The 25,069-nt window shown below is 73.1% G+C and carries 25 protein-coding genes; 11 read left to right on the top strand and 14 right to left on the bottom strand.

Features of this window, described 5'->3' with window-relative positions; translation table 11 throughout:
• Positions 1-415: 415 nt before the first annotated feature.
• From dusB to OG455_RS26965, 4 genes are all read right to left on the bottom strand, one after another.
• A complete protein-coding gene (dusB, locus tag OG455_RS26980) occupies positions 416-1,489 on the bottom strand; it encodes a tRNA dihydrouridine synthase DusB (protein ID WP_266300971.1) in 1,074 nt (357 codons plus the stop codon).
• A 192-nt stretch (positions 1,490-1,681) separates the two neighbouring features.
• Positions 1,682-2,479 (bottom strand): DUF4097 family beta strand repeat-containing protein, encoded by a 798-nt coding sequence (locus OG455_RS26975; RefSeq protein WP_266297975.1) that lies wholly within the window; start codon positions 2,477-2,479, stop codon positions 1,682-1,684.
• Positions 2,479-3,123: a response regulator transcription factor gene (locus OG455_RS26970; RefSeq protein ID WP_266297973.1), complete on the bottom strand. Its 645-nt coding sequence runs from the start codon at positions 3,121-3,123 to the stop codon at positions 2,479-2,481. The genes OG455_RS26975 and OG455_RS26970 overlap by 1 nt, the downstream gene beginning before the upstream one ends.
• Positions 3,111-4,733 carry a sensor histidine kinase gene (locus tag OG455_RS26965; protein WP_266297971.1) on the bottom strand — a complete coding sequence of 541 codons (1,623 nt, stop codon included), beginning with the start codon at positions 4,731-4,733 and terminating at the stop codon, positions 3,111-3,113. Before OG455_RS26965 ends, OG455_RS26970 begins: the two co-directional genes overlap by 13 nt.
• Before the next feature lie 192 nt (positions 4,734-4,925).
• Here OG455_RS26965 and OG455_RS26960 point away from each other — a divergent pair, with 192 nt between their 5' ends.
• The gene (locus OG455_RS26960; RefSeq protein WP_266297969.1) at positions 4,926-5,360 is read left to right on the top strand and encodes a hypothetical protein; all 435 of its coding nucleotides are present in this window, start codon (positions 4,926-4,928) and stop codon (positions 5,358-5,360) included.
• 75 nt (positions 5,361-5,435) lie between these two features.
• Here OG455_RS26960 and OG455_RS26955 read toward each other — a convergent pair whose 3' ends face one another.
• Positions 5,436-6,680, bottom strand: coding sequence for an MFS transporter (locus OG455_RS26955; RefSeq protein ID WP_266297967.1), 1,245 nt, complete (start codon positions 6,678-6,680; stop codon positions 5,436-5,438).
• 138 nt (positions 6,681-6,818) lie between these two features.
• Between OG455_RS26955 and OG455_RS26950 the strand changes: the two genes are divergently transcribed.
• The 3 genes from OG455_RS26950 to OG455_RS26940 all read left to right on the top strand — a co-directional run bounded on the left by OG455_RS26950 (position 6,819) and on the right by OG455_RS26940 (position 10,316).
• On the top strand, positions 6,819-7,751 hold the full coding sequence (locus OG455_RS26950) for a LysR family transcriptional regulator (protein ID WP_266297965.1): 933 nt from the start codon (positions 6,819-6,821) through the stop codon (positions 7,749-7,751).
• Between the two features lie 241 nt (positions 7,752-7,992).
• Entirely contained in the window at positions 7,993-9,945 is a 1,953-nt protein-coding gene (locus OG455_RS26945; protein WP_266297963.1) for a glycoside hydrolase family 5 protein, read from the top strand.
• 83 nt (positions 9,946-10,028) lie between these two features.
• Positions 10,029-10,316: a DUF2087 domain-containing protein gene (locus tag OG455_RS26940; RefSeq protein WP_266297961.1), complete on the top strand. Its 288-nt coding sequence runs from the start codon at positions 10,029-10,031 to the stop codon at positions 10,314-10,316.
• A gap of 35 nt (positions 10,317-10,351) precedes the next feature.
• On the opposite strand, the gene OG455_RS26935 is transcribed toward OG455_RS26940, so the two are convergent.
• Positions 10,352-11,467 (bottom strand): MerR family transcriptional regulator, encoded by a 1,116-nt coding sequence (locus OG455_RS26935; protein WP_266297959.1) that lies wholly within the window; start codon positions 11,465-11,467, stop codon positions 10,352-10,354.
• A 206-nt stretch (positions 11,468-11,673) separates the two neighbouring features.
• A complete protein-coding gene (locus OG455_RS26930; RefSeq protein ID WP_266297957.1) occupies positions 11,674-13,002 on the bottom strand; it encodes a peptidase S8 in 1,329 nt (442 codons plus the stop codon).
• Between the two features lie 329 nt (positions 13,003-13,331).
• Between OG455_RS26930 and OG455_RS26925 the strand changes: the two genes are divergently transcribed.
• Positions 13,332-13,637: a hypothetical protein gene (locus OG455_RS26925; RefSeq protein ID WP_266297955.1), complete on the top strand. Its 306-nt coding sequence runs from the start codon at positions 13,332-13,334 to the stop codon at positions 13,635-13,637.
• Positions 13,586-13,708, top strand: a complete 123-nt coding sequence (locus tag OG455_RS26920) for a hypothetical protein (protein WP_266297953.1) — start codon at positions 13,586-13,588, stop codon at positions 13,706-13,708. Before OG455_RS26925 ends, OG455_RS26920 begins: the two co-directional genes overlap by 52 nt.
• 28 nt (positions 13,709-13,736) lie before the next feature.
• Here OG455_RS26920 and OG455_RS26915 read toward each other — a convergent pair whose 3' ends face one another.
• From OG455_RS26915 to OG455_RS26895, 5 genes are all read right to left on the bottom strand, one after another.
• Positions 13,737-14,618, bottom strand: a complete 882-nt coding sequence (locus tag OG455_RS26915; protein ID WP_266297951.1) for an SDR family NAD(P)-dependent oxidoreductase — start codon at positions 14,616-14,618, stop codon at positions 13,737-13,739.
• A 1-nt stretch (position 14,619) separates the two neighbouring features.
• The gene (locus tag OG455_RS26910; protein ID WP_266297949.1) at positions 14,620-15,219 is read right to left on the bottom strand and encodes a TetR/AcrR family transcriptional regulator; all 600 of its coding nucleotides are present in this window, start codon (positions 15,217-15,219) and stop codon (positions 14,620-14,622) included.
• A gap of 91 nt (positions 15,220-15,310) precedes the next feature.
• Positions 15,311-16,294 (bottom strand): serine hydrolase, encoded by a 984-nt coding sequence (locus OG455_RS26905; RefSeq protein ID WP_266297947.1) that lies wholly within the window; start codon positions 16,292-16,294, stop codon positions 15,311-15,313.
• Positions 16,295-16,390: 96 nt separating this feature from the next.
• Positions 16,391-16,585 (bottom strand): DUF397 domain-containing protein, encoded by a 195-nt coding sequence (locus OG455_RS26900; RefSeq protein ID WP_266297945.1) that lies wholly within the window; start codon positions 16,583-16,585, stop codon positions 16,391-16,393.
• A 94-nt stretch (positions 16,586-16,679) separates the two neighbouring features.
• Positions 16,680-17,324: a LysE family translocator gene (locus tag OG455_RS26895; RefSeq protein WP_266297943.1), complete on the bottom strand. Its 645-nt coding sequence runs from the start codon at positions 17,322-17,324 to the stop codon at positions 16,680-16,682.
• A 130-nt stretch (positions 17,325-17,454) separates the two neighbouring features.
• On the opposite strand from OG455_RS26895, the gene OG455_RS26890 reads away from it, so the two are divergent.
• Complete coding sequence (locus OG455_RS26890) at positions 17,455-18,531, top strand: hypothetical protein (protein WP_266297941.1); 1,077 nt, start codon at positions 17,455-17,457, stop codon at positions 18,529-18,531.
• Between the two features lie 33 nt (positions 18,532-18,564).
• Here OG455_RS26890 and OG455_RS26885 read toward each other — a convergent pair whose 3' ends face one another.
• The gene (locus OG455_RS26885; RefSeq protein WP_266297939.1) at positions 18,565-19,119 is read right to left on the bottom strand and encodes a PadR family transcriptional regulator; all 555 of its coding nucleotides are present in this window, start codon (positions 19,117-19,119) and stop codon (positions 18,565-18,567) included.
• 121 nt (positions 19,120-19,240) lie between these two features.
• Here OG455_RS26885 and OG455_RS26880 point away from each other — a divergent pair, with 121 nt between their 5' ends.
• Positions 19,241-20,719, top strand: coding sequence for an MATE family efflux transporter (locus OG455_RS26880; protein ID WP_266297937.1), 1,479 nt, complete (start codon positions 19,241-19,243; stop codon positions 20,717-20,719).
• Between the two features lie 43 nt (positions 20,720-20,762).
• On the opposite strand, the gene OG455_RS26875 is transcribed toward OG455_RS26880, so the two are convergent.
• The gene (locus OG455_RS26875; RefSeq protein ID WP_266297935.1) at positions 20,763-21,713 is read right to left on the bottom strand and encodes a helix-turn-helix transcriptional regulator; all 951 of its coding nucleotides are present in this window, start codon (positions 21,711-21,713) and stop codon (positions 20,763-20,765) included.
• A gap of 256 nt (positions 21,714-21,969) precedes the next feature.
• Between OG455_RS26875 and OG455_RS26870 the strand changes: the two genes are divergently transcribed.
• From OG455_RS26870 to OG455_RS26860, 3 genes are all read left to right on the top strand, one after another.
• Positions 21,970-23,295 carry an MFS transporter gene (locus tag OG455_RS26870; RefSeq protein WP_266300970.1) on the top strand — a complete coding sequence of 442 codons (1,326 nt, stop codon included), beginning with the start codon at positions 21,970-21,972 and terminating at the stop codon, positions 23,293-23,295.
• A gap of 365 nt (positions 23,296-23,660) precedes the next feature.
• Positions 23,661-24,356 carry a bifunctional 2-polyprenyl-6-hydroxyphenol methylase/3-demethylubiquinol 3-O-methyltransferase UbiG gene (locus OG455_RS26865; protein WP_266297933.1) on the top strand — a complete coding sequence of 232 codons (696 nt, stop codon included), beginning with the start codon at positions 23,661-23,663 and terminating at the stop codon, positions 24,354-24,356.
• A gap of 91 nt (positions 24,357-24,447) precedes the next feature.
• Positions 24,448-25,011 (top strand): NADAR family protein, encoded by a 564-nt coding sequence (locus OG455_RS26860; protein ID WP_266297931.1) that lies wholly within the window; start codon positions 24,448-24,450, stop codon positions 25,009-25,011.
• Positions 25,012-25,069 lie beyond the last annotated feature (58 nt).

Here is a 25,069-nt window from a genome sequence, read left to right as displayed (position 1 = left end):
GGCTGACGCTAGCGAGTGTTCAAGTATTGAACACATGGATACGTGAAGATCACCCAGACCGGACGGAGGGTAGCGGCGGGTGGTCCGCCATGTTTCCCCGGCTTGATTTCCTGCAGCCAAGGGGCGGATCGGCTCGGATGCCCGTTCGGGAAGCGATTTGGCGCCCAGTTGGACAACACGGCACGTTCCGGACCCCTGACGCGCCGTCAGCCGCCCTTCGGTGTGGCAAGCGTCACGGACGCGACTCGCTCATCGTACGTATCGGAACTGGTCAATCCGTCGCCCAACGCGCCGTTCCGTGCGCGGAGCGTAGGGACGATCTGCCAAAAAGGAGCCCTCTTGGCCAGATCGGCCAAGAGGGCTCCGCCAGCGCGTCCCAGAGCTCCGCGAGGGCGTTTTTGACGTTTCGGCTAGATCATCCGCCGGAGCTGTCCGATTCGGCGTCAACGCTCGGCACGGCGCAGTCGTACGGATCGTCCAACCAGCCCTCCGGCAGGACCACCCGGCCGTTGCCGCTGGTGCGCCCGCGCGGGCCGTCCGCGCCGGCCGGCCAGCGCTGCTCCTGGTCCACCTCGGCGAGCAGCTCTGACAGCTCGCCGAGCGAGGATGCCGTGGCCAGCTTGACCCGCAGCTGAGAGCCGACCGAGAAGCCCTTGGTGTACCAGGCCACGTGCTTGCGGAAGTCGACCACGCCGCGCTGCTCGTCCTTCATCCACTGCCCCAGCAGCTCGGCGTGACGCAGCATGGCGGCCGCGACCTCGGCGAAGCTCGGGCGGACGGGGTCGGTGACACCCTCGAAGACCGCGACCAGGTCCTTGAAGAGCCACGGCCGGCCCAGGCAGCCGCGGCCGACCACCACGCCGTCGCAGCCGGTCTCGCGCATCATCCGCAGCGCGTCCGGTGCCGACCAGATGTCGCCGTTGCCGAGCACCGGGACGTGCCCCGGGACCGCCTCGCGCAGCCGGGCGATCGCCGACCAGTCGGCGGTGCCGCCGTAGTGCTGGGAGGCGGTGCGCCCGTGCAGGGCGATCGCCGAGACACCCTCCTCGGCGCCGATCCGGCCGGCGTCCAGGTAGGTCAGGTGGTCGTCGTCGATGCCCTTGCGCATCTTCATGGTGACCGGCAGCCCGCCCGCGCCGGCCACCGCCTCGCGCAGCAGCTCGCGCAGCAGGTTGCGCTTGTACGGCAGCGCCGAGCCACCGCCCTTGCGGGTCACCTTGGGCACCGGGCAGCCGAAGTTGAGGTCGATGTGGTCGGCCAGGCCCTCGTCCGCGATCATGCGGGCGGCCTTGCCGACGGTGGCCGGGTCCACCCCGTAGAGCTGGATCGAGCGCGGCTGCTCGCTCGGGTCGAAGTGGATCAGCTGCATGGTCTTGGCGTTGCGCTCGACCAGGGCCCGGGTGGTGATCATCTCGCTGACGAACAGGCCCTTGCCGCCGGACTGCTCGCGACAGAGGGTGCGGAACGGGGCGTTGGTGATCCCCGCCATCGGCGCGAGCACCACCGGCGGCCAGACCTGGAGCGGGCCGATCGACAGCGGCGCGAACTCGCCGGCGGGGGCTTCGGGGGCGGCTGCGGGGGCTTCGGGCGTGGCGGTCATGCGCGGGCGGTCCTCGGCGGGAGCGGGTGGACGGGACTCTCCATTGTCCCCCACCGCCGCGCGGGCCCCGCCGGGCCGCCCTCAGCCGGTGGCGTACCCGAGGCTGGTGTGCCCGGAGCCGCTGACCGCGGTGATCGAGTTCGAGGAGGCCGGGTCGATCAGCGCGGGGTCGGTGTCCGCCGACCCCGAGGTGTTGAGGCGGTAGGTGCTGCCCGGCGGCAGGCCCACGTTGATCGAGCCCGAGGTGCAGGCCAGCGCCAGGGTGCGCGGCGCCGCGGCGAACCCCAGGTCCATCGAGCCCGAGGTGACCGCGGCCTGCACCTCGGCCGAGGCCAGCCGCTGGCCGTTGATCGAGCCGCTGGTCAGCTGGGCGTCGACCCGTCCCGAGATCCCGTCCAGCTCGATCGAGCCGGAGTTGGTGCGCAGGCTCAGAGCGCCGCTCAGGCCGCGGATCCGGGTGGCGCCGGAGTTGCTCCGGATCGCGACGGCGGTGCCGGGCGGGGCCGCGATGTCCAGGTCCACCGAGCAGGCGGGCTCGCTGACGCCGAGCAGTTGCGGGCAGCGGGCCGAGATCCGCAGGGTGTGGTCGGTGATGGTGCGGGTGACCTGCGGGCGGCTGACCGTCCAGTGCTCGGTCTCGCGGACCGCGACATGGCCCTGGGTGGTCGCGTCGATGTTGGCGGTCGAGTCCTGAAGGTCCAGCTCCAGCGCGGTGATCGAGCTCGGGTACGGGTCGGGACGCACCGCGGCCTGCCGCACCAGGCTGGTCCAGGTCTGCCCGGCGCCGAGCAGCACCACGACCGCCCCGGCCAGCGTCCCCACCTGCCGCCAGACCTGGCGCTCGCGCGGGCCCGGCCCGGCGGACTCCCGCCGGATCACTAGCCCTCCCCGAGGAAGCGCAGCACCGCCAGCACCCGCCGATGGGTGGCGTCGGCGGCCGGCAGGTCGAGCTTGCTGAAGATGCTGCTGATGTGCTTGGCCACCGCGCTGTCGCTGACCACCAGCGACTCGGCTATCGCGGCGTTGGAGTGGCCCTCCGCCATCAGCGCCAGCACGTCGCGCTCGCGCGGGGTCAGCCGCTCCAGCGGGTCGCGGTGCCGGCGCACCAGCAGCTGGGCGACCACCTCCGGGTCCAGCGCGGTGCCCCCGGCGGCCACCCGCTGCAGCGCGTCCACGAAGTCGTCGACGTTGGCCACCCGCTCCTTGAGCAGGTAGCCGACCCCGCTGGTGTTGGTGGCGAGCAGGTCGGCGGCGTACCGCTCCTCGACGTACTGGGAGAGCAGCAGCACCGCGACCTCGGGCCACTGCCGCCGGATCAGCAGCGCGGCCCGCACGCCCTCGTCGGTGAAGCCCGGTGGCATCCGCACGTCGGTCACCACCACCCTCGGCCGGTGCTCCTCGACGGCGGCGAGCAGCGCCTGCGCGTCGCCGACCGCCGCCACCACCTCGAACCCCACCGCCTCCAGTACCTTGACCAGGCCCACTCGCAGCAGGACCGAGTCCTCGGCGATCACAGCTCGCACGGCAACTCCACAGTGATGACGGTCGGGCCCCCGATGGGGCTGCTGATGGCGAGGGTGCCGTCCACCGAGGCGGCGCGCTTGCGCAGCCCCGTCAGACCGGTCCCCCGGGCGGCGTCGGCGCCGCCCACGCCGTTGTCGGCGATCACGATCCGCAGCAGCGGACCCAGTCGGCGCACCGACAGATCGGCCCGGGAGGCCCGGGCGTGCTTGGCCACGTTGGCCAGCGCCTCGGAGACCACGAAGTAGGCCACCGCCTCGACCGTGGGCGCCACCCGGCCCGGCAGGCTGACGTCCAACCGCACCGGCAGCGGGGCGCGGGCGGCGATCCCGGAGAGCGCCGCGTCCAGGCCGCGGTCCTCCAGCACCACCGGGTGCAGGCCGCGGACCAGGTCGCGCAGCTCGGCGATGGCCGCCTGGGCCTCCTCGTGCGCCTCGACGATCACCCGCATCGCCTCCGGGGAGACGTCCTTGAGCGTCTTGCGGGCCAGCCCCAGGTTCATCGCGAGCGAGACCAGCCGCTGCTGGGCGCCGTCGTGCAGGTCGCGCTCGATCCGGCGGCGCTCGGCGTCGGCGGCGTCCACCACCCCGGCGCGGCTCTCGGCGAGGTCCTCGACCCGGCGCTGCAACTCCCGGGCCCGGCTGGGGCCGAGCAGCCCCCAGGCGGCCCGGCGATCGATCCGGGCCACCCGGACGGCCAGCCAGGGCCCGGCGAAGAGCAGTGTCACGCCCGCCGCGGTGATCAGCACGTCGAGCACCGAGGTACCGGCGCTGCCCCGGATCAGGCTGCCGCGGGGCATCAGCGCGTGCCAGGCGAAGACGGTGGACATCACACCGCCGGCGCCGAAGGCCAGCAGCGAGAAGAGGCCGAAGAGCGCCAGGGTCGGGCCGATCAGCACGTGGTAGCCGACCTGGCGCCAGGTGGACTCCGCGCCGAGCCAGGCCAGCAGACGGCTCGGGGCCGGGGTGCCGGGCGGCGTCAGCGGCGGGTGCGCGGGGATCTCCAGCTCGCCGAGCGAGCGGAAGCGGCTGCGCTGGGCCTGGGTCAGCGCGGAGACGGAGAGCAGCAGCAGGACGATGACCGTCGCCGTCAGCTTGGTGAGGGTGACCAGGATCAGCAACGGCAGCAGGAACGGCAGGCCCGCCGCGACCAGGCGCACTTCGCGCACGGCCACGGAGGACCAGGGTGCGGCGTGCGGGCGGCGGGAGTGGTGGTGATCGGTGGGGTGAACGGTGCGGTGATCGGTGGGGTGATCGGTGGGGTGATCGGCGGGGTGATCGGCGGCACCGGAGCCGCCGCCGGGTATGCCGCCGGTGCTCCGCCCGGCGCTGCGGCCTTCGGCGTGGTCGCCGCTGCGGTCGCCGGCGTCGCCCCCGACGTGGTCACGGCTGTCGTCACGGCTCCGGTCACGGCTCTGGTCACGGCTCTGGTCACGGCTGTCGTCACGGCTCTGGTCACGGCTGTGGCCCTCGTCGGGATGCTCCGGGCCGTGCCCGCCCAGGTGGCCGCCCAGGTGCTCGGCGTCGTGGTCGGAGAGCCAGGAAAGGCTGGGGTGCGCCCGCCCCCGGCGGATCCCCTCCCGCACGCGGCGCAGCCCGCTGGTCCCGATCACGTCGGACAGCTTAGGGGGCTGCCCGCCGACCGGTCTGTGCGGCTGGGTGCCGTCTTGGGGGTGTACCTGGCTACACCCCCAAGACGGGACCTCACGCCAAAGACGGGAGCGTGCCGGAACGGCAGGCTGGAGTCTGTCGGAAGTCGGACGGTGGCGAGCCAGGCGGTGGGCGTGATGAACGGGGTGGCACGGATGGACTCGGCACGTGAGGCCCTGGAGCCGGCAGGGGAGACGCCGGTCGGCGCGGTCTGGCCGGCCGACGGCCCGTGGTCGATCCGGCTGACGGTCAGCCATGGCGGGCGCCCGGCGCTGGAGGTCTACGAGCACGGCCTGCTGATCGACGTCCTGGTGGCCAGCACGCTCAGCGGCGAACTGCTGCGCGGCACCCGGCGCAGCACCGCCGGGCTGCCGCCGGGCGGCCTGGCCTGGGGCCGGGTGGCCGAGGGCGGCGAGGTCCCCGTCGTCGACTTCACCAGCGGCTGGCTGCGCCCATCGCGGCGGGCCGCGGAGGTGCTGAAGGTGGACGGCGGCTTCTGGCTGGCCTGGGCGCCAGGACCGATCGCCGAGGCGGTGGTCCACCGGGCGGACGGCCGGACCGAGCGGCTGCGCCCGGGCCGGCCGAACTGACGTGACGAGCCGGCGTGGCACGCTGACGGGCTGACGGGCTGACGGGCTGAGGGGCTGAGGGGCTGACGCGGTGTGTCATGCGTGGCTCAGGGACGGTTCCGGTTCGTGCTGCGGTGTCTGTTCGCGCCGGGGAAGCAGGAGCGGGGTGGCCAGGATGAGCAGTCCCGCGGCCGTGAGAGCGGTGCGTGGGCTGGTCACGTCGGCGAGCAGCCCGCCGAGCGCGGTGCAGAGGGCGATGGACGCCTGCTGGCCGATCGACCAGGCCGTCAGGGTGCGGGCGACGAGGTGCCCGGGCGTGCGTTCGAGCCGGTAGGTGGCGAGCACCGGGGTGTACAGGCTCATGTTGATGATGATCGCCAGCTCGACGGCCATCACGGTGACCAGGCCGACGACGCCAGGGCGGACGAGGACCAGGCCGATCAGCCAGACGGCGCGCAGGGTCCCGACGATCCGGAAGACCCGGTGCCGTCCGTGGCGGGCCACGACGCGGTGGGCCAGCCGGGAGCCGATGAGCCCGCCGAAACAGGGGGCGGCGAAGGCGAGGGCGTACTGCCAGGGCGGGAAGCCGAGCTGGCGCAGGAGGAGCACGGCGAGCAGCGGCTCGGTGGCCATGATCAGGCCGGCGACGAGCATGTTGTTGAGGTAGAGCGCCCGCAGACCGGGATCGCCCGTGATGTGCCGCCAGCCCTCGATCAGTGCGCCCGCCCGGATCGGGCTCTTGTCGCTCGCTGGCGGCGGTTCCTCCTGGCCGCGGATCGCGGTGATGCCCAGCGCGGAGAGCAGGTAGCTGAGCGCGTCGGCCACCACGGTGGTGACCGGCCCGAACAGGCCGATCGCCGCCCCGCCCAGCGGCGGCCCGACCGCGATGGAGCTCCAGTTCGTGGACTCGAAGCGCGTGTTGGCCACGAGCAGGTCCTCCGGCCGGACGAGGGCCTTGAGGTAGGCGCCACTGGCCGCGTTGAACGCGATCTTGGCCGCGGCGACCACGGCCGAGACCACGAGCAGTTGGACGAGACCGAGCCGGCCGAAGGCGTAGGCGACCGGGATCGTCGCCATGGCCGCGAACCGGGTCAGGTCCATCGCGATCATGACCGGGCGCTTGCGCCGGAACTCCACCCACGGCGCGAGTGGCAGCGCGATCAGCGCGCCCACCGCCGGCCCCACCGCGGAGAGCGCGGACACCTCGGCGGGGCCGGCGTGCAGCGCCAGCACGGCGATCAGCGGCAGTGCCCCGAACCCCAGTCCGGAGCCGTACGCGCTCACCGCGTACGCCGCCCACAACCAGCCGAACCGCCGGCCCAGCGCTCTCCTGCCCATCATGCTCAGCGCACCCCTTGACGTCCCACTCGAACAAGCCGACGTTGACCGGTGAAAGCTAAGCGAGCAGCACAATCGCAGGTCAAACAACCGCCCTGCCGTCTCATCACAACCATCCGTTGTTCACTAAGGTGGGCCGGCATGGACCTCGAAGCCGTACGCACCTTCGCCGCCGTCGCGGAAGCGGGCCAGTTCCAGAAAGCCGCCACCGACCTGTCGATCACCCAGCAGGCCGTCTCCAAGCGCGTCGCCACGCTGGAGAGCGACCTCGGCGTACAGCTGTTCGCCCGCACGCCGCGCGGCGCCGAGCTCACCATCGACGGGCAGGCGTTCCTGCCCCACGCGCGCGAACTGCTGCGTGCCGCCGAGCGCGCGGTCACCTCCGTGCGCCCCGGCAGCCGTCCGCTGCGCGTCGACGTGATCGCCTCGCGTGGCGCGCAGTCCGGCCTGATGCGCGGCTTCCACCGCGTCCACCCGGAGATCGACCTCGACGTGCTGATGCTGCTCGACATCGAGACGGCCGTCACCGCCATCCGCTCCGGTGCGATCGACGCGTCCTTCCGCGCAGTCGCCGCGCCCGGTCGACCCCTGCCCGAGGAGATCGAGTCCGTCCGGGTGCTCGACGAGCCGCTCCAGCTCCTCACCGGTCCCGCCCACGTGTTGGCGGGAGCCCGGTCGGTGACCCTCGCCCAGCTCGCCGGGCACCGGATCTGGATGCCCGGCATCGTCCCCGGCAGCGAGTGGGGCGCCTACTACGACGACCTCGTCGCCGAGTTCTGCCTCACCATCGAGGTGACCGGCCCCAACTTCGGCTCCGACGCGCTCCTGGACACCATCGCCGACACTCCGGCCCTGGCCACCTTCATGGGCGAGCACACCCGCCTCATCTGGCCCGCCGACCACGGCCTGCGCCGCATTCCGGTGACCGACCCGACACCCCTCTACCCGCACTCGCTCCTGTGGCACCGCGACAACCCCCACCCGGCACTGGCCACCCTGCGCGCCCACCTCGCCGCCACGGCGCCCGGCCACGACGCCGGGACCTGGGTGCCGGGCTGGGCGATTCCGCGCTGAAGGCCGCTGCGCCTTCGACCGTCCCGGCCGGATCGACAGACGGCGACCCGGAGGAAGACGGGGCCTCGGCCACGATCGGGCGGTGGCGCCGGTCCGACTCGGTGCAATGTTACTGAATGGTCATCCGATCGCCTGCCGTAGTTGTTCCGCTCACGACACCGGCCCGCCATCATGGGCCGACGGCATCGCCGTCCTTGGACCGACCGCACGCGGCCTCGCTCCCACCACTCCTGGACCGGTGATGAAGAGAATCACGATCCGCGCGATCGCGGCCGGCGCCGCCCTGCTCTCCCTGCTGACCTGCTCGGCCGGCACCGGCGCGGCCACCGCGCCGTCCGCCGCCACCGCCCCGGCCGCGGCCACCCGGCCGCGCGTGCTGACGGGCACCCAGCTCGCGGCCTCCTGGACCGGGCCGCTCAGCACGCGCGGCCGGTACGTGGTGGACGCGACCGGGCAGCGGTTCAAGCTGGAATCCGGCAACTGGGAGGGTGCACAGGGCACTTGGACCGGCAGCGGAGATCCGGCCGACCCGGCGCAGAACGCGCACGGGGAGCCCTCGAACGACATGCCGCTGGGGCTGGACCGGGCGCCGATCGGCAGCATCCTGGCCGGGTTCCACAGCCTGGGGATCAACAGCATCCGGCTGCCGTTCTCCAACGCGCTGATCCACGACACCACGCCGGTGCCCGACGGCTCCGTCGCCGCCAACCCCCGACTACGCGGCGACACCCCGCTGCAGGTGTACGACGCCGTGGTGGCCGCGCTCACCGGGGACGGCTTCGCGGTGATCCTCAACAACCACACCACCACGTCCCGTTGGTGCTGCGGGCTGGACGGCAACGAGCGCTGGAACAGCGGGCAGAGTACCCAGCAGTGGGAGGCCGACTGGCTCTTCATGGTACGGCGCTACCAGGGCGACAAGCGCGTGGTGGGAGCCGATCTGCGCAACGAGGTGCGCCGCGACGTCACCGACGATCCCAACTGGGGCCTGGGCGACGCACATGACGAGAACGCCGCCTTCGAGGAGGCGGGGAACCAGATCCTGCAGGCCGACCCCGACATGCTGATCATCATGGAGGGCATCAACTGGCAGGGCATCCCGCTGGCCGGACTGCCGCACGGGCGGCCGATGCTGACCCCGGTGTCGACCCTCTCCAACACGCTGATCGAGTCGGACAAGCTGGTCTACTCGGCGCACTTCTACTCCTACACCGGCCCCGCCAACTCCGGTGCGGGCAGCGGCCTGGGCGCCACCAGCGACCCGCGCTACGAGGACTTCACGCCGGCCCAGCTCGCCCAGGCGGTCGACCAGGAGGCGCTCTTCGTCACGCAGTCCGGGCAGCACTTCACCGCGCCGGTCTGGGTCAGTGAGTTCGGCGCGGCCGGCCGCGGGGAGAGCGACCCCAAGGAGGTCAGCTGGTTCGACGCCTTCACCAGTATCCTCGCCGCCGACGACACCGACTTCGCGATCTGGCCGCTGGTCGGCTGGACCGACAGCACCGGTGCGCCGATGGACAATTGGGCCATGCTCTCGTACGACGCGAGCGGCCGGCAGCTGAGCGTCGAGGACCCGGGCGACTGGCGGGCCGCCGACTGGGACAAGCTGCTCGCCGCGCCGAGCCTGACCGGCCCGGTGCCGGTCGCCACCCGCTGGAACATGCTCGACCTCGACCACACCGACTACGACGTCTCGGCCGCCATGCTCGCGCGACCCGACTGGGATCCCGGTGCCCGCAAGGGCGCCTGCCCCGACAGCGAACGGCTGGTGGGCCTCGGGCGCAGCAGCAGCCGCGGGCTCTGCACGGACGCGGGCGAGCCGGCCGGCAGCGGTGCGCCGTACGTGGTGGTGACGGACGAGCGGTACGTCACCGACGGCGACTGGGCGGTGGGCTACAACAAGCTGCAGTGCCCGGCGAACTCCTTCGCCCTCGGGTACGGCGTGCGCGGCGGCGCGATGTCCTCGCTGCTCTGCGCTCCGGCGGCGCGGGCACTGCCGGGCGGCGGCCGCGACGTCTGGTTCGACCACGGGGACAACCGCCCGGGCAGCGGCGGGTCCGGCGCCGGCGACTGGGCGTCCGGGGACTACAAGGGCCAGTGCGCGGACGGCGAGTACCTCGCGGGGGTCGCGTACACCTGGAAGTGGGTGCAGGAAGGGGTGCCGGACGCGCTGCTCTGCCGGCCGCTGGGGCAGTAGCCGGGGTGGCGAGCGGAAGGCGGTGGTCGCGGGGCCGGAAAACGCGTTGCCCGGCTGCGGTGCTTTGCGGCACCGTTCCGGGCATGGCCGACCTCGACTCCCCCGCCTCCGCGGACGCAGCCCCCGAACTCCGCGCCTTCTTCTCGCAGGGGCGGCTGACCGCGATCCCGCGCAAGCCCGCCCGCCGCGAGCAGCTGCTGCGCCTCCTGGCCCGCTCCCTCTTCGCCCCGGACCGCAGCTACACCGAGCGCGACGTCAACGAGGCGCTGCTGAGCGTGCACGCGGACTACTCGGCGCTGCGCCGGTACCTGGTCGAGGGGCGCCTGCTGGAGCGGACCAGGGACGGCGCCAGCTACCGGCGGCTGGTCTGACGGCCTGCCGCGCGGGCCTTCTCGCGCTCGGTGGCTCAGGCCACCAGGAGGCGCAGGCCGAGCTCTGCCGCGTCGAGGCCGACGAGCTCGCGGTTGCGCTCGGCCCACCGGCCCGAGGCGAGGTCGTCGCGCAGCGCGCTCACCGCCCGCTGCTCGGCCTGCGGCCCGACCCTGGTCCAGACCGACACCGCGCGGCGCACCTGCTCCTCCAGGTACGCCTCAGGCCGACGCCAGTACGCCTCGAAGAAGCCGTCGGCGCAGTCCCACGGGATGAGCACCGGCTCCAGGCGGGCCCCGATCGCGCCGGCCAGCTCGTCGATCGAGGGCCGGCCGACGACCAGGCCGCCGACCTCGGGCAGGTAGTCGCGACTGAGCCAGAACCGGTTGAGCCAGCCGGTGTCACTGGAGTCGTGCGTGAACACCACCACGCGCCGGGCCACCCGCCGCATCTCGCGCAGCCCGGCGATCGGGTCGTGCCAGTGATGGATGGTGCTGAAGGCCATCGCGGCGTCGAAGGACTGGTCCGCGAACGGAAGGCGCTCCGCGGTGGCGGCCACGCACGGCGCCGCGCCCGCGGGACGCTGCGCCCGCATGACCGCCGACGGCTCCACCGCCGTGACCTCGCGGTCGGTCGGCTCGTAGGAGCCGGTGCCGGCCCCGACGTTCAGTACCGTCCGGGCGTCCCCGAGGGCATCCCAGACCTGCGCGGCGATCCGCGGGTCGGTGCGCCGCGTCGCCGGGTAGGCGGACCCGATCTCTTCGTACAACTGTGCGCCGAACACCTTCAGTTGGTCCTCGGGCGTCGTCCTGATCCCCATTGCGCGTCCTTCCAGTTCTCTGTCTATGGCCGTCACCATGGCAGCGGCGCGCTCGCGCTGTTCCACCAGCAGGCCGCGCAGCCGGTGCAGGTGCGCGACCGCGTCGGTGGTCGGGTCGTCGACCAGATCCGCGACCTCGCGCAGTCCGAAGCCCAACCGCCGGTAGGCGAGCACCTCCCGCAGCCGCTCCACGTCATCCGGTGAGTAGGCCCGGTAGCCGGAAGCGGTCCGCGCGGACGCCTGCACGAGGCCGATCTCGTCGTAGTGATGCAGTGTGCGGACGCTCACGCCGGCCAGTTCGGCCACACGCCCCACGGTCAGGTGTTCTTCCACACCCCTGACAATGCGGCATCACGCCACGTGAGGGTCAAGCGCGCCGCCCGCCGTTCGCCATCACCGACGCGGGCCGGGCACGATCGAGGGGCGGTCCCCCGAGGAGACCGCCCCTGATCGGGCATCGGCTCACCGCACTCGCCGGTGCGGCCGCTGAACAGGCTGAACAGGTGGAACGCCGAGGACCTGCCGGAGTGATGGTGACGCTAGAAGCCGGCCAGGCCGTTGGGCGTGCCCAGGCCGGTCGGGCCGTCCCAGCCGGTGCCCGAGACGCACAGCACGGTGCAGCCGCTGTTCGCCGGGGCGTTCTGGCCGAGCGTGACGTCGTTGAACGCCGAGGGCGCGGCGGCGTAGAGGGTGTTGGGCCCCTCGACGTTGGTCAGGTGACCGCCACGGGCGTAGACGCCGGCGATGTATGGGCTGGACTGGCTGGTGCCGCCCACCGCCAGCCAGGACTGCTGCTGGCCGGAGAAGGGGGTGTAGTCGTCGTAGACGGCCGCGCCGGTGGTCGGGTCGGCGTCGGCGGAGACGTCCGCGTCGGCGCGGTGGCCGCCGCAGTTGGCCGAGGCGCTGGTGGGCTGCCCGAGCGCGGGCGGCAGTTCGGCCGCGCAGCCGCTGCCCGAGCCGTCCCAGGCGACCTCGGTGTAGCCGTTGTGCCCGGCGCCCGGCGTCCGGTAGAGCGCGGTGCCGCCGACGGAGGTGACGGTGGGCAGGTTCTGCGGCCAGCCGGAGGGCGTGCCCTCGTAGCCGCCGTCACCGGAGGAGGCGGTGATCGCCATGCCCGGGTGGTAGAAGTCGCGGGCCGCCTGCCCGAGGTCGAGCGTCGCGTCCGGGCCGAACTGGTAGCTGACACTGGCCGACGACGCGCCGAGCTTCGCCGCCGTGTTCATCGCGACGCCGAAGTCCTCGGCCGCCTGGTCCTCGCTGGTGGTCATGTCCCGGTTGACGGTGATCTCCAGGATGCGGCAGCTCGGGCAGGCGGCGGAGGCCATGTCGACGTCCAGCGTGGTCTCGACACCGACCTGCTCGTCGAAGTCCTTCTCGTCCGGGGTCGTGCCCGGGGCCAGCGGTGCTCCGCCGTGCTCGTTGACCTGCTTGAAGCAGCCGTTGGCCGCGGTGCAGGCGGGCAGCCCGTACTGCGTGCGGTAGGCGTTGAGGTTGGCCTCCAGCGTCGGGAAGGCGCCCTCGTCGAGGATCGCGATGGTGTTGGCGGGCCCGGCGTTGCCGGCCGGCAGGTTGTAGGCGGCGGCGAAGTCCGCCGGCCCGTAACCGGCCGGGTTGCTGGTCGCCAGCGCCTTGGTCGAGCCGGGCGCCACGGTGACCAACTGGGCCATGCACCGGTTGTGCGCGATGCCGGCGCAGACCTGGGTCGTGCCCCGGCCGGCGAGTTGCGGGCTGGGCAGGCTCGCCGCCGAGCCGATCCGCGGGCTCGCCAGGCCCTGGGCCTGCGCCGCACCGGCCGGCAGCACGGTCGGTGCGGCGGCCAGCGCGCCGACCGCCAGTGCCGCCACGGCGGCCTTACGGAAGTTCAGCAAAGGGGTTCCTCTCACCGGGCGCACGGCGGGCCGACCCGGTACCGCGGCCGGGGCGCTGGTGCGCAAGCTCGAACCTGATGACGTGGGCATGTCAATACTGCCCTCGCGCATGCGCGCCATACCGACCCCGCACTGACACCGCCGTCTGACTCACTGTCAGAAGCGTTCTCCCCCAGGGGCCGTACGCAGCGCATGGGTCAAGTTTGATGTGTGCATGAGCAGTGTGCTGGTGCAACAGTCACACCGTGGGACCGGCTGCGTCAATAGCTGTCACTGCGGTCGCAGTTCGCCGCACCGGCCGGCCGGGCGGCGCCACCGCCGGACTGCCGGTGAGCGCGGCCCTGCTGCTCGGGTCCACCCTCCCCGACCAGATCGTGCCGGGCAGCGCCCACCGCCTCGCCGCCTGCCTGGCCGACCACTGGGTCCGCACCCTGGAGGGCGGCGCCGCGCACGACGCGGTCAACGTGCCGATCTGGATCCCGCTGGGCCTCTTCGGCACCCTCACCCGCCGCGGCCCGGTGCTGGTCACCGCGCTCGCCTCGGCACCTGGGCCGGGGTCGAACTGTCGCAGACGCTCGACCCGGTGCGCTCCTGCCAGTACCTGGACCGGGGCAACAACACCGCCGGGGTGCTGATCGGCGCGCTGTTGGGCATGCTGCTGCTGCGCCGGCGGGACGGGCGGGAGCAGGGCCGCGCGACCGCCTGAGCGGCGCCAGGCGGCCTTCCGGGCAGCGTCAGCGGACGGAAGTCGCAGGCTGCGCGAGCGGATTCGGGAGCGGCTTCGGGAGCGGGAAGCTGCGGCGCATCACCGCGTCGAACGCGGCGTCCGGCAGCAGTCGGCGAGCCGTCATCACCACCCGGGAGAGCCCGCCGATGGCGTAGCGGGCCCGCGGCCGGGCGGTGGTGGCGGCGCGCACGATGACCCGGGTGGCCACCTTGGCCGGGACCGCGCCGTTGCGCCGGGTGAAGCTCTTGTGGGCGTACAGGTCGGCGAGTTCGGCGCGGAAGGTCCCGTACGGGTCGTCCGCGGCCGGCGGCGCGGCCATGGTGTCCACCGCCGTGCCCGCGAACTCGGTGATGGTGGGGCCGGGTTGGACCACCACGACCTCGATGCCGAACGGCGCCACCTCCAGGCGCAGCGAGTCGCTGATCGCCTCCAGCGCGTGCTTGCTGGCGTGGTAGAAGGCCCCGCCGGGCGGCGAGAAGCGGCCGGCCATCGAGGAGATGTTGACGATCCGGCCGCGCCCGGCCGCCCGCATGCCCGGCAGCACCAGCTGGGTCAGCCGGACCACACCGAAGACGTTGGTGTCGAACTGGGCCCGCACCTCGGCCGGGTCCGCCGACTCGACGGGCTGGTGCAGGCCGTACGCGGCGTTGTTGACCAGCAGGTCGATCGCGCCGTGCTGCCGCTCGATCTCCTGGACGGCGGCGGCCATCGAGGCCTCGTCCGTGACGTCCAGCGGGAGGGTGGCCAGGCCCTGGGCGGCCAGGTCGGCGATCGACTCCGGGCGGCGCGCGGTCGCGAACACCCGGTGGCCCAGGCCGTGCAGGGCCAGCGCGGTCTGCCGGCCCATGCCGGAGGAGCAGCCGGTGATCAGAACGGTCTTGGCGGTCATCTCAGGAGTCCTTCGAGCTGAGGGGGGATGCGCTGAGGAGGGACCAGACGGCCTGCTCGGCCCGGTCGCGTTCGGCCTGGGGCAGGTCGGTGACGGCCGCGGGCCGGATCGCCCGCAGCAGCCCGGCGAAGGCGCCGAGCGCGAGCGCCACCAGGAACTGCGGCTCACCGTCGCGGATCGCCCCGGCCTGCTGGCCGCGTTCGATGAAGTCGGCTGCCAGTTGGTCGAGTTCGGCCGCCAGGGTGCGGCTCTCCTGGTCCAGGAAGGTGTCGTGCTGCTGGTGCTCCAGGAAGGCGAAGGCGGCCGACCGGCTGCCCGCGAAGCCGGTGAACCCCGCCCAGAACTGTCCGAACTCCGCCCTGATCGAGTCGGCGGGCCCGGCCGTGGCCTCGGCGAGGTGGTCGAGCAGGTCGCGCTTGGCGTCCTGGAACGCCGCGTTGCCGAGCGCCTCCTTGCTGGGGAAGTACCGGTAGATGCTGCCGACCCCGACCCCGGCCCGCGCCGCGACGGCGGGCATCTGGGTGCCCTCGTAGGTGCGCTCGGCGAAGAGGGCGATCGCGGCGTCGAGGAGGAGTTGGGGGGTATCGGGGTGTCGGGGCACGGAATGAATATTCATTCCGCTCGGCGTCGATGTCAAGCGACGGCAGGCTGTGTGCGAGGGATCAGTACGCCCCCCGAGCCTCAACCCCCCTTCAGTTCACCGAACCTGCGGCCGCCTGGGCCACCGACTGCACCAGCGAGATCCCACCGGACTCGCTGGGATTGCCGTCCGAGACCGCCGCGATCAGCAGCTCGTGCCCGTCCCGCTCGACCATCCCGATGCTGTTGATCACCCAGAGGCCGGTCGCCGACCGCGGCAGCCAGCCGTCCTTCACCGCGTAGTCGCCGCCGCTCGCCGCCGCGCTCACCCCCCAGCGCTGGTCGCTCTCCACCTGGCCGAGCAACCCCGTGAAGTAGCCGCGCGAGGCGGCCGAGAGCAGCGAGTCGCCGGTGAAGACCTGGCGCAGCAACTGCACCTGGTCGGCGGCGGTGGTCGAGGTGAGACCCCAGTAGCCGTCCGTGCCGCCCGAGGTGGCGGTCAGCCCGAACCGCTTGTTGGCGGCGTTCAGGCCGCCGTCCTGACCGATCTCGTTCCACAGGGCCGTCGCGGAGTCGTTGTCGCTGTTCTCGATCATCGCGGTGGCGAGGCTCTGCTGCGCCGCGGTCAGCGTGCTGCCCTTGTCCTGGGCCTGGAGCAGCAGCGTGGACAGGATGTCGACCTTGACGATGCTGGCGGTCGCGAAGCCGTGCCCGGACGCGCCGTCGGTAAGCGACTGCCCCGTGGTCAGGTCGGTGACCGAGACCGAGACGGAGACCCCGCTGCCGGCCTGGGCGACGGCGTCGCGCAACGCGGCGTCGGGGGTGGGGGTGGGAGTGGGAGTGGGAGTGGGCGTGGGCGTGGGCGTGGGAGTGGGGGTCGGACTGGGCGAGGCGCTTACCGAGGGTTGGGCCGGCTGTCCGGTCGAAGGCGCGGCAGCGGGCGCGATGGAGGAGGCCGCGTCAGCCACGGCGGCAACTCTCGCGTGCCTCCCGGCGACGCCGAAGTGCCCTTGCAGCAGTACGGAGATGATCGCCACGGCTGCGAGGACGGCGGCAGGTGTCAGCATCCTCGCCAGGCTGATGCTTCGCATCGACATGCTGGATGACGCTAGGGAGCGCGGCTTTGAGCAGTCTTAGGACAGGATGGTCGTTTCCTAACGCTTGCCTTCGCGCTCCGGCCCGGCGGACGGCGGTCAGGAGTCCCGGAGACGGCCGGCCTTGAGCTCGGCGAGGAACGCGGCGAAGGCGGGGGCCGGGAAGAGGAGAGCGGGGCCGTGCGGGTCCTTGCTGTCGCGGACGGGGGTGACACCGGTGATCCCGTGGACCACCTCGACGCAATCCCCACCGTTACTGCCGCTGTAGCTGCTCTTGCGCCAGGCTGGAGTCACCGCTGCCCCCGCTGCCCGGCCACCTCCACCGCTCCACCGCTCCGCCGCTCCACCGCTCCACCGGACCCGCGCCGCCGGTGACCGAAAGTCGCCGTCAGGCAATCGCCTTGGGCGCGCTCTCGGTGGCGAGCTTGACGGCCAACGCGCCCAGCACGGTGCCCATCAGGTAGCGCTGCGCCCGCAGCCAGCCCGGACGGCGGGCGAGGAAGACCGCGATGGTCCCGGCGGCTGCGACGATCAGCAGGTTGACCAGCAGGCTGACCGCGATCTGTGCCCCGCCCAGTTCGAAGCCCTGGAGCAGCACGTGCCCGGCCCGGGTGTCGATGAACTGTGGGATCAGCGAGAGGTAGAGGACGGCCGCCTTGGGGTTGAGCAGGTTGGTGAAGAGCCCCATCGTGAAGAGGCGACGCGGCGAGTCGGGCGCCAGCTGCTGCGGCGTGAAGACCGACACCCCGCCTGGCCGCAACGCCTTCCAGGCGAGCCGGAGCAGGTAGCCGGCGCCGGCCAGCTTCACCGCGACGTACAGCGGCGGGACGGCGACGAAGAGCACCGAGAGGCCGAGGTTGGCGGCACTGAGGTAGACCAGGAAGCCCACGGCGACACCGGCCAGTGAGATCACCCCGGCACGCCGACCCTGGGTGATGCTGCGCGAGACCAGGTACATCATGTTGGGGCCGGGCGTGAGCACCATGCCGAGCGAGACCAGCAGGACACTGAGGAGCGCGTTCGTTCCGACCATGGCACCAGGATCGACCGGCACGACCGTTCAGCACCAGCGAAGATCTCTACACCCATCCGGTAAGCAGCGCTACCGGATCCGCGCGGATATCGCTGGCACCGGGCAGCCCCGATGCTCCATGGTGAACGCGATGACGACGACCGAGGGCGACGCCGAACCCGTCTGGTACTACGACGATCCCCGCACCCTGGCCGGCGCCCTGCAGCGCGGGCGGGGCGTCGGGGCGCTGCGGGCGCGGCGCGATCCGGACGCGGCGGCCGAGCTGGTCCGCGCCTGCGTCCGCCGCGACCACCGCTGGTGGTGGCACCTCGACGAGCGCGAGGTCTACCTGGCGCGCCTGGTCCGCGACCTGGGCCTGGGCAGCGCGCCGGTCCTCGCGCGGCTGCGGGAGACCGAGCACGTGCCGCGCGCCGAGCGGGACAACTCCTTCGAGCTGGCAACCGGGGTGCTGGTGGCGCTCGCCCGGGGCGGTGACCGCGAGGCGGCGCTCGGGCTGGCGCACTACCTCGACGACGGCACCCGCTGGATCTCCGTGCTGCAGCGGATCGCGGCCGACTATCCCGCGGACCGGTGGAATCAGCTGCGCCCGCTCGTCCGCAGGCGCCTGACCCGGGAGCTCGCGGCGGAGGCGGAGCAGGAATCGGCGAAGGGGCCGGCGAGCCGGTTCGCGGAGCTGCGGCCGAGCGCCGAACCGTGGCGCACCTGGCGGCGGCACACCTCGAACGAGGAGGAGGCGGAGAGGGAAGTGGCGGCGGAGCCCGAGGAGGAGCCGGGCGACCTACGGGATGTGCCGCAACTGATCGCCACCGCCGTGGAGTTGCGCACGGAAGGCGAGTGGACCGGTTTCGCTCCGCTCGCCGACGAACTGGCCCGGCACGGCGCCGAGGCGACCACCGCGCTGCCGCTGCTGCGCGACCTGTTCGTCTGGACCCCGCACTCCTTCGAGCGGGCCGCGCTGCTGCGGGCGCGACTGGCGCTCGACCCGCACGGCAGCCGACGGGCGCTCTGGCACAGCCTGTGGGACTGCGAGAGCGAGGTCCGACTGATCGCCGTGCGCACGGTGCCGGTGGCTCGCCGCACGGTCGAGCGGCTGACGGCGCTGGCCGGGGACACGATGGAGCGCGCGGACATCCGCCGGATCGCCGCCGCGAAGCTGGCCGCCGCGAAGGCGGGCGCCGCACGGCGGGCGCCGGCGTCCGAGGCCTGAACCGACCGCCGCGCGAGCACCAGGCGTCAGGCGTCAGGCGTCAGCCTCGCCCTCGGCCTCACCCTCCGCCCGCAGCTCGCCCAGCGTCTCCTCCAGCCAGGCCACCTCCGCCCGCCGGGTGGCCCTGGCCATCACCAGCATGCCCCGGCGGTAGCGGTCCGCGGCCTCGCTGATCCGCACCGGCCCGCTGTCCCCGCTGAAGAAGCTCGCGGGCTGCGTGAGGAACTCAAGCCGCCGGCGCAGCAGTTCGGCCTGCCGGTCGGCCCCCGGCAGGTGGCTGAGGAACGCGAGCAGGGTGAAGAACTCCGCGCCGCTGGTGATCTCGCTCTGCTTGGGCTCGGCCAGGCGGCGGACCAGCTCGGCCCGCCCGCTCCCGGTCAGGCGCAGCACCTGACGCGCGGGGGCACCATCGCCCGGCTCGGCCTGCTTCTCCAGGTGCCCGGCCTGGCTCAGCCGGTTGATCGCCGGATAGAGCGCACCGTCGCTCACCGGCCGGTTGTGGCCGATCAACTCCGAGATGTGGCGCCGCAGTTCGTAGGCGTGCATGGGGCGTTCGGCCAGGAAGCCGAGGATCGCGAGAGTCAGCACGGTTCTCCTCAGGTGTCGTGACCACTGTACGAGCAATCCAACAGTACCTCTATCCGAGTCACTCGATTAGAGGTACTGTCGCTCGCGGCCCCGCCACTCCCCGTGCCGGAAGGAAACCGCCGTGCCCACCACCGAACCGTCCTCGCGCGTCACGACCGTCCCAGCCGCCCCCGCACCACCCACCGCACCACCCACCGCACCACCCACCGCACCGCCGCACGCACCGCCCCCCGCACCGCCGCCCGCCGCGACCCGCCGCGCCCTGCTCGCCCTCGGGGTCCCCGTCTACCTGGAGTTGCTCTCCGGCGTGGTCACCGGGCTGATCGACACGCTCTGGCTCTCCCGGGTGGGCGAGGCCGCGGTCGGCGCGGTCGCGGTGGCCACCACCGTCGAGAACGTGCTGCTCGGCGTGATCCTGACGGCCAACATCGGCGCCACCGTGCTGATCGCCGACGCCACCGGCGGCGGCCGCCGGGGCGAACTGCCCGTCATCATGCGGGCGGTGGGCATCCTCTGGCTGGCGATCGCGCCGGTGGTGGCGATCGGCGGGTTCCTCTGCCGGGAGGAGGTCGCGAGCCTGCTGGCCGGGCCGGACGGGGACGTCCACCGGCTCGCCGTCCGGTTCCTCGCCGTCTCCTTCCCCGGCATCGCGGTCTTCTTCGCGCAGAACGTGGTGGACGGCATCCTGAAGGGCACCGGCGACACACGGACCCCGATGCGGATGGCGATCCTGGCCAACGTCCTCGTGCTGGTGCTCGACCCGCTGCTGATCTACGGTCCGGGCCCGCTGCCGCGCCTGGGTGTGGCGGGCGCCGCGCTCGGCATGGTGATCGGCCGAGCCGTCGCGCTGGCGGTCAGCCTGGTGCTGCTCCGCCGCAAGCGGCTGGGCCGCCCACTCGACGACCTTCCCCCCGCAGGTCGTTCACCCGGCCCGACCGGCCGGTACGCGACGCCGGCGGACGACCTCCGCTGGTCCACCGCGCTGCGCCGACTGCTGGGCACGGGCCTGCCGGCCGCCGGGGACTTCGTCCTGCGGATGGGCGTCGCGGCGACCCTGGTCGGCCTGGTGGCCCGGTTCGGCGAGGACCAGTTGGCGGCCTACGGGATCGACGTCAAGGTGATCCTCTTCGCCACCATGGCCTGCTACGCCGTCCGCCAGGCGGCCGGCATCCTGCTCGCCCGCGCCCGGGGAGCCGGGCAGCGCGCCGCCGGGGTGATCGGCCGGCAGAGCGTGCTGCTCGGCACGGCGGTGGGCGCGGGCGGCGGCCTCGCCTTCGCTCTGGCGGGACCGCTGCTGCTGCACGGCTTCACCGACGCCCCGGGCGTGCTGGCCGCCGGGCGGACCCTGCTCTGGTTCCTGCTGCCCTACCTGGCCCTGCTGGGCGGCACGGTCGGGCTCAGCGGCGTCTTCGTCGGCGGCGGGCGCAGCGGTGCGATGTTCTGCGTCACCCTGCTGGGCGCGGCGGTCCAACTGCCGCTGGCCTACGGGCTGAGCACGGTGCCGGCGCTCGGCGTCCAGGGGGTCTGGCTCTCGATGAGCGCCGGCACCGGCCTGCAGTTCCTGCTCGGCTGGGCCCTGTTCCGCCGGACCGAGAGCTGAGGCCGACGGGGGCGCGGGCCCCCAACCCCCGCTCCCCCACACCTCACTTCGCGGCGAGCAGCGCCAGCCGGGCCCGGCTCTCCTCGTCCATCGGGGTGTAGGTGACCAGTCGCGAGCTGCGCTGCGGACCGAGCCACATGTTGGTGAACTCCAGCCTCAGCACGCCGACTTCGGGGTGCACGAAGCCCTTTGTGCCGTTCTCCCGGCCCATCACCTCGTGCCGCTGCCAGCGCTCCTCGAAATCCGGCGAGGCCTGGCGCAACCGCGCCACCAGCGACTTCCAGGCCGGATCGGCCACATGGTCGGCCATCGCCGCCCGCAGCCGTGCCGTCATCTGGGCGCGGGCGCCGTCCAGGTCCAACCAGCGCCGCTGGTAGTCCGGGTCGACGTGGATCAGCCAGAGCAGGTTGCGCTCCTCGGCCGGCAGCTCCGCGAAGCTGCCGAACAGCCGGGTGGACATGTCGTTGTGGGCCAGCACGTCGTAGCGGTTGTTGAGCACCCAGGCGGGCAGCGGGAACAGCTGGTCGAGGATCACCCGCACCGCCGGCGTGACCACCGCGCACTCACCGGTCGGCTCGGGGTCACCGGCGCCGGCCAGGATGTAGAGGTGGGTACGCTCGTTGTGATCGAGCAGCAGGGCCCGGGAGACCGACTCCAGGACCTGCGCCGAGACCTGGATGTCCCGCCCCTGCTCCAGCCACGTGTACCAGGTGACCCCGACGGCGGCGAGCTGCGCGACCTCCTCGCGGCGCAGCCCCGGGGTGCGGCGGCGCCCGGTGCTCGGCAGGCCGACCTGCTCGGGCGAGATCCGCTCCCGGCGGCTGCGCAGGAAGGCGGCCAGCTCCTGGCGGCGCACATCGGGTGCGCTGGGGGCCGCGGCGGCGACGACCCGCGCCGGGGCGGGAGCGGGAGCAGCGGGAGCGGGAGCGGGAGCGGCAGGGGCGACGGGAGCGGAAGCGGCAGGGGCGGTGGAGGAGGAGTTCGCGAGTCGCATGCCCCCAGCATGCCCGCACCGCTCCCAACGGGCGACCCTGGTTCCTGGTAGTCGTTATAACAGGATAACGAGACTCTGGTACCAGGGTAAGAAAAGGCGGATCGTCTTCCTCGTGACTCAGCAACTGGAACGCCCACAGGCCCGCCCCACCCGCTCATCGCACCCGACCGCCGCCGTCTCCGCCGGTGCCTCCCACACCCCCGGGAGCCTGACCACCGCGGGCCTGGTCACCGTCCTGCTCGGCGCCTTCCTGCCGATGCTCGACTTCTTCGTCGTCAACGTCGCACTGCCCACCATCGACCAGCAACTTCTCGCCGGCCCCGCCGTGCTGGAGCTGATCGCCGCCGGCTACGGCATCGCGTTCGCCGTGCTGCTGGTCCTCGGCGGCCGGCTCGGGGACAGCCTGGGCCGCCGCAAGCTGTTCCTGATCGGGATCGCCGCCTTCGCCCTCACCTCGCTGGCCTGCGGCCTGGCCCCCACCGCCTGGACCCTGGTCGCCGCCCGGGTCGCCCAGGGCGCCTCGGCCGCGCTGCTCGCCCCGCAGGTGCTCGCCATCATCACCGCCACCACCGAGGGCGCCAAGCGCGCCCGTGCGCTGAGCGTCTACGGCGCCGTGGCCGGGATCAGCGTGGTGGTCGGCCAGGTGCTCGGCGGCATGCTGGTCCAGGCCGACCTGTTCGGCACCAGCTGGCGTTCGATCTTCCTGCTCAACGTGCCGTTCGCGGTGGTCACCGTGCTGCTGGCGCTGCGCTTCGTCCCCGAGAACCGTTCGGCCACCCCGAGCCGGGTCGACGTCGCCGGCACCCTGCTGCTGAGCGTCGCGCTGCTGAGCCTCTTCGTGCCGCTGATGGAGGGCCGGGCGGTGGGCTGGCCGCTGTGGACCTGGCTGGCGCTGGCCGTCTTCCCCTTCGCCGCCTGGGCGTTCGTGGTGGTGGAGCGGCGCACCGAGCGCGACGGGGGCAGCCCGCTGGTGCCGCTCTCGCTGCTGCGGATCCCCGACATGCGCCGCGGCCTGGGCATCGCGGTGCCGTACTTCGCCAACTTCGGCGCCTTCATGTTCATCATCGCGATCACCCTGCAGCAGGGCCTGAAGCTCAGCCCCGTGGCAGCCGGCTGGGCCCTGGTGCCGCTGGCCGTCGGCTACTTCACCTCCTCGCTGGCCGGCCCGCGGCTGATCGGCCGCTTCGGCAGCCGGGTGATCACGGCCGGCGCGCTGATCAAGCCGCTGGGCACCGTGGTGCTGCTGGTCACCGTGCTGACCGACTTCCAGGGACTGAACGGCCTCACCCTGCTCCCCGGCATGGCCCTGGTCGGCCTCGGCAACGGCCTGGTCGGCACCCCGCTGTTCCGGGTGGTGCTCTCCAAGGTCCCCGGCGACCGGGCCGGCGTGGGCAGCGGCGTGCTGGCCACCACGCAGCAGTCCAGCCTGGCGCTGGGCGTGGCGACGCTGGGCACCCTCTACCTCTCGCTGGTGCCGAGCCTGGGCATGGGCCACGCGCTGGCGGTGATCCTCGGCACCGAGCTGATCGGCGCCGCACTGGTCGCCTACCTCAGCACCCGGCTGCCGCGCAGCATGGGGTGAGCGGCCCGCCTCAGCCGGGGCGCCTCAGCCCGGGGCGAGCCGCCCGGCCGATCAACCCGAAGCCCTCGTCCCTGGTGCCTGGCACCAGGGACGAGGGCTTCGCGCACGGCGGCGACGAGGCGGCGGACACCCGGCGCGGACGCGGACACCGACGCGGACACGAACACCGGCGCGGACATCGGCGCGACCACCGAGCGGCCCTCCGTGGCCGCCCGGGCCCCACCGAGCTGGGCGGCTCCGCCACCGAGCCCGCCGGACGCCGCACCGTCAGGCCGGAGCAGGGGCTCCCAGGATATTCATATATTCCTCTTACTACAGTGATAGGTTGCGCGGCGTCCGTGGAGCCCTGAGGTCCGGGAGGACCCTTGGAAGGTACCGAAGTCCGAAAGCTCGCCGAACTCGAAGACCGCCACTGGTGGTATCGCGAACGCCGGGTGCTGCTCGCCCGCGAGCTCGCGAGGATCGAGCGGGCCGGCACCGCCTTGGACATCGGCGCGGCCGGGGGCGGCAACACCCGGGTCCTGCGGTCCCACGGCTGGACACCCATCGCGATCGAGTACGGCGCGGAGGGCGCGGAGGTGGCCCGCGACCGCGGGTTGAACGTGCTGCGGGCCGACGCCCGCCAACTGCCCGTCGCCGACAACTCGATCGACCTGGTGGTCGCCTTCGACGTGCTGGAGCACATCACCGAGGACGACGCGGCGATGGCCGAGATCGGCCGCGTCACCCGCCCCGGCGGCGTGGCTCTGATAGCCGTGCCCTGCGACATGCGGCTCTGGTCGGCACACGACGAGGCCGTCGGCCACGTCCGCCGCTACACCCGGGACAGCCTGCAGGCCGTCATCACCGGCGGCGGCTTCAGGATCGAGTCGCTGAAGAGCTGGAACGTCCTGCTGCGGCCGGCCGCCGCCTGGCACCGCAAGAGGAGCACCGGCAGCGACCTGGACGAGGTGCCACCGCTCACCAACCGCGCGCTGAGCGCGGTCATCGCCGCCGAGCGCTACCTGCCGGTGCAGGCGCTGCCCGGCGTCTCGCTGCTGGTCCGCGCACGGCGGGCCTGACCGCGCCGGCCCCAGCCCCGGGCCCAGTGGCGCCGGGGCGGCAGTCGAATCCCGCTCGCCCGGCGCCGTCCCGGCCTGGCACGATGCCCGCATGACGCACCCCGCCGAGACCCGGACCCGCCACGATCTCGCCACGCTGGTCGCGGCCGGCGCCCGCCCCAAGTACCTGTTCTTCTGGGGCCACCGGCCGGAGCGGGACGGACGGATCGGCCCCGGGGCGCTGAGCCAGTGGTGGCCGTGCCGCTTCACCGTCGACGGGCTCGGCTATCCCAGCGCCGAGCACTGGATGATGGCGCAGAAGGCCCGGCTCTTCGAGGACCCGCAGACCGAGCGGCGGATCCTCGCCGCCCGCACCCCCGCCGAGGCGAAGAAGCTCGGCCGACTGGTCCAGGGCTTCGACGAGGAGCGCTGGGCCGCCGAGCGGTTCGGCTTCGTGCTGACCGGCAACCTCGCCAAGTTCGGCCAGGACCAGGCCCTTCGCGAGTACCTGCTGGGCACCGCGAACCGGGTGCTGGTCGAGGCGAGCCCGCTGGACCGGGTCTGGGGCATCGGGTTGGCCGCCCAGGACGAGGCCGCGGCCGACCCGGCCCGCTGGCGCGGGCTCAACCTGCTCGGCTTCGCGCTGATGGCCGCGCGCGAGCGACTCGGCGACTGAGCACGCGTCAGGGCCCGTGCCACCGGAGCGGCACGGGCCCTGACGGTCAATCAGAACA

It is taken from the genome of Kitasatospora sp. NBC_01287 (assembly GCF_026340565.1).
Lineage (GTDB): Bacteria > Actinomycetota > Actinomycetes > Streptomycetales > Streptomycetaceae > Kitasatospora.
This window is presented reverse-complemented; position numbering and strand designations above follow the sequence as displayed.

Excerpts from the sequence above, each read along its gene's own strand:
- dusB (WP_266300971.1), bottom strand. The coding sequence starts at position 1,489 with ATGGCGGGGATCACCAACGCCCCGTTCCGCACCCTCTGTCGCGAGCAG.
- OG455_RS26875 (WP_266297935.1), bottom strand. The coding sequence starts at position 21,713 with ATGCGACTCGCGAACTCCTCCTCCACCGCCCCTGCCGCTTCCGCTCCC.
- OG455_RS26905 (WP_266297947.1), bottom strand. The coding sequence starts at position 16,294 with ATGTCGATGCGAAGCATCAGCCTGGCGAGGATGCTGACACCTGCCGCC.
- OG455_RS26895 (WP_266297943.1), bottom strand. The coding sequence starts at position 17,324 with ATGGTCGGAACGAACGCGCTCCTCAGTGTCCTGCTGGTCTCGCTCGGC.
- OG455_RS26870 (WP_266300970.1), top strand. The coding sequence starts at position 21,970 with ATGCTCGACTTCTTCGTCGTCAACGTCGCACTGCCCACCATCGACCAG.
- OG455_RS26945 (WP_266297963.1), top strand. The coding sequence starts at position 7,993 with ATGAAGAGAATCACGATCCGCGCGATCGCGGCCGGCGCCGCCCTGCTC.
- OG455_RS26940 (WP_266297961.1), top strand. The coding sequence starts at position 10,029 with ATGGCCGACCTCGACTCCCCCGCCTCCGCGGACGCAGCCCCCGAACTC.
- OG455_RS26955 (WP_266297967.1), bottom strand. The coding sequence starts at position 6,680 with ATGATGGGCAGGAGAGCGCTGGGCCGGCGGTTCGGCTGGTTGTGGGCG.
- OG455_RS26890 (WP_266297941.1), top strand. The coding sequence starts at position 17,455 with ATGACGACGACCGAGGGCGACGCCGAACCCGTCTGGTACTACGACGAT.
- OG455_RS26860 (WP_266297931.1), top strand. The coding sequence starts at position 24,448 with ATGACGCACCCCGCCGAGACCCGGACCCGCCACGATCTCGCCACGCTG.
- OG455_RS26915 (WP_266297951.1), bottom strand. The coding sequence starts at position 14,618 with ATGACCGCCAAGACCGTTCTGATCACCGGCTGCTCCTCCGGCATGGGC.
- OG455_RS26960 (WP_266297969.1), top strand. The coding sequence starts at position 4,926 with ATGGACTCGGCACGTGAGGCCCTGGAGCCGGCAGGGGAGACGCCGGTC.
- OG455_RS26950 (WP_266297965.1), top strand. The coding sequence starts at position 6,819 with ATGGACCTCGAAGCCGTACGCACCTTCGCCGCCGTCGCGGAAGCGGGC.